3 protein-coding genes are annotated in these 2,435 nt (G+C 56.6%); 1 reads left to right on the top strand and 2 read right to left on the bottom strand.

Annotation, left to right across the window (positions count from 1 at the left end):
* On the top strand, positions 1-522 hold a 522-nt coding region (locus BSP109_RS17565; protein ID WP_219618585.1), incomplete at its 5' end, for a hypothetical protein.
* 434 nt (positions 523-956) lie between these two features.
* Here the strand turns inward: BSP109_RS17565 and BSP109_RS17170 are convergent.
* Positions 957-1,343, bottom strand: coding sequence for a hypothetical protein (locus BSP109_RS17170; RefSeq protein ID WP_146001221.1), 387 nt, complete (start codon positions 1,341-1,343; stop codon positions 957-959).
* Positions 1,340-2,242, bottom strand: a complete 903-nt coding sequence (locus tag BSP109_RS17165; protein WP_146001220.1) for a hypothetical protein — start codon at positions 2,240-2,242, stop codon at positions 1,340-1,342. The genes BSP109_RS17170 and BSP109_RS17165 overlap by 4 nt, the downstream gene beginning before the upstream one ends.
* Between the last annotated feature and the right edge of the window lie 193 nt (positions 2,243-2,435).

Raw genomic sequence — 2,435 nt, 5'->3', positions numbered from 1 at the left:
GGCGAAGAGGACCTCGCTCGAGGCCCAGTAGCCTCGACCAGGCAACCTCTCCCAGGCCCTGGCGCCGAACTCCCTGACCACCAGCCCGCACCGATCCACCTATCGGCACCAAGATGGATACCCCTTTTTTCCAATGAGATACCGGTAGTAAGGCGCGCAATAGAGGAGTACGGAAATCGGCTTCCTGAGTATAGACAGTCGCTACAACTCCTCGACGTACAACTACTAGGGCTCCAGAGCCGGTGGAAAACCAGCCTAAGAGCCGAAGAGGACGTGGCATGGGAGCAGAGCCGGGTGGCGGAGTTAGAGGAGATAGCCCACAAGGCAGACCCTGAACCAGGGCTGAACTCCCAGTTCCGCCAGGACCTCACTGAAACCCGGGCGCGGGTTGAGCGCGCGAAACGAGCACGCGACGCATCGCTGAACGAGCTTGAACAAGCGCTGACTGAGACAAGATCCGCCGCTACCACATATATCAGGAAGTGGGATAGGGAAGATCGCAGCGGTACGGAGCGAGTCTGAGACGCACGCACCGCGCGCCGGCCTGATCGCTGAGTGAACCGACTACGCGCCGAGCTGCGTCGGTCGGGGAACAATCTCAACAGATCGCGCGGGCGTTGAACCAGGAAGCGCGGGGAGGCCCGATAGTGGATCGGGACCAGATCGCGGAGGCGCTAGTGGAGCTGCGGCGTGCTCAGCTCGAGCAGCGGACGATGCCGCGAACACCGACCGGGGACGTGTGATGATCGCGAAGAGGGCGAACTCACGCGCACGTCTTTGCCTTCATTGACGCCGGACCGGATTAATCGTGGTGTTTGGACTCCTGCTCAGGAGTTCGCCTCAAATCGATGCAGCGCGCCTGGCAGTGCTCGCGACAATACGCACACCCAGGCCCGCGTATGGCCTACGTTCGCGAACGTAAGCCATACGCGGGCTTTTATTTGTCCTAATGTCCATCAGATAGTGTTCGGCCATTTAATGTATCGGCGCGAAAGGACTATCAACCCGAACGCGATCGCTGCAACAGGAATTGTGCAGAGCGCGGACAGTTGAGCAGCTCTAAAAGCCGCGTCGAACCCATCGCTGTAAGCAATAGAGTACGTGATACCGATCGTAACGACAGCTGACAAGCCTAGAGCTATGGAGTCCATGACCCAGCTTGGGGCGATGCGACCGAGCGCCACGCGTACAATGAAGCCACCCGCCACAAGCGCCACAATCTGCAAAAACCAATACCATAGCGCAAAAAATGCAGGACCTGAGAACATTACGAGACCGAAGATTGCGGCACTCACAAGTATTGCGATTACTGACCGACAGATTTCAATGAACGTGTTCTTCATCCCTGCTCGAATAGAGTAAGCCATTCAAGACGCCGCGCAAATTCAGACCACATTGAACGCGCGCCAATTTCATACACTGACTGAGGTATACCGGACGGATTGTTATTCATGACATCTCCGTACACGGCCAGGGTGTTGTCTGGCTCATCAGGAGCGCCCGACATCATAAACCTGATACTAGAACCCTCGCCATCGATATGGTTCGCTGTTGCGTCAAACCAGTACCCCCATTCATTATACGGGCCGTCGCTAATGAAAGCGTCTCCACCGAACGTGCATTCGAAGCTTGATAAATCGATATCGATCGCGACGTACAGTGGCAGGAGGTCTCCCACTTCTGGGAAATCCTCCGGAGCTCCTTGAACCGGGAAAATGGTGTCAAACATCCCTGACGCCTTCATCTCCGTTCTTGCGGTAGCCGGGTCGGTATATCCAATATCGAAGTCCATCAAATAGACGAATCCACTCGCGGTAACTAGTGGATACGCATCTGCACTCTCGGGTGCGTCCACCTCGACCGCAACAGTATTCCCGTCAATCGATATGTCTGAATCGAGAGTTCTGCCATTGCTGTCTACTGACACGCTGTCTTGGAGCACCACAGATTCGCCGTTCTCCAGCGTGACTACGGTGTCTCCGTGCACATTATCGCGGTAACTAGCTATAGTGTCATTGAAGGTAAAGTCTTGGAGTGGTCCTGCATGCGGGTCGGTTGTCACGTCGAGAAAGCTTGCCCCAACAGGGTCGGCTCGTACTAGCGACGCGTCGTCGGTGTTACTGTCGGTGAAGACAGAGTATCCTTGGAGGTCCTCGTCTTGGTTCAGCTCTCCCGTCAGGCCAATGTCAAAAGACGGTATCTCCGAATTGACGGGGTTGACTTTAAGGTGAGTGCCCGCCATACGCGACTGTGAGTCGGCGTGCGTGACTGTTCCGCTGTCGTCCGTGCGATCGGCGTGTTCTGGAAGAAGGGGTATCCATCTTGATGCCGATGGACGGGGCCGGTCTGCCGGGTAGGGTCGGGTGACGTAAGGGCCCCCGCGCTGCGTCAACAGCCGGGGGCATGGACTACACCGTCAAGGGGTGTATGTCGTG

The sequence above is a fragment of the Brevibacterium sp. Mu109 genome, from assembly GCF_900169375.1.
Lineage (GTDB): Bacteria > Actinomycetota > Actinomycetes > Actinomycetales > Brevibacteriaceae > Brevibacterium > Brevibacterium yomogidense_A.
Note: the sequence above shows the minus strand (reverse complement) of the source record. Positions and strands in the feature narration are given on the sequence as shown.

What these genes read in the sequence shown, in the direction of transcription:
- BSP109_RS17170 (WP_146001221.1), bottom strand. Translation starts at nt 1,343, where the DNA reads ATGAAGAACACGTTCATTGAAATCTGTCGGTCAGTAATCGCAATACTT.
- BSP109_RS17165 (WP_146001220.1), bottom strand. Translation starts at nt 2,242, where the DNA reads ATGGCGGGCACTCACCTTAAAGTCAACCCCGTCAATTCGGAGATACCG.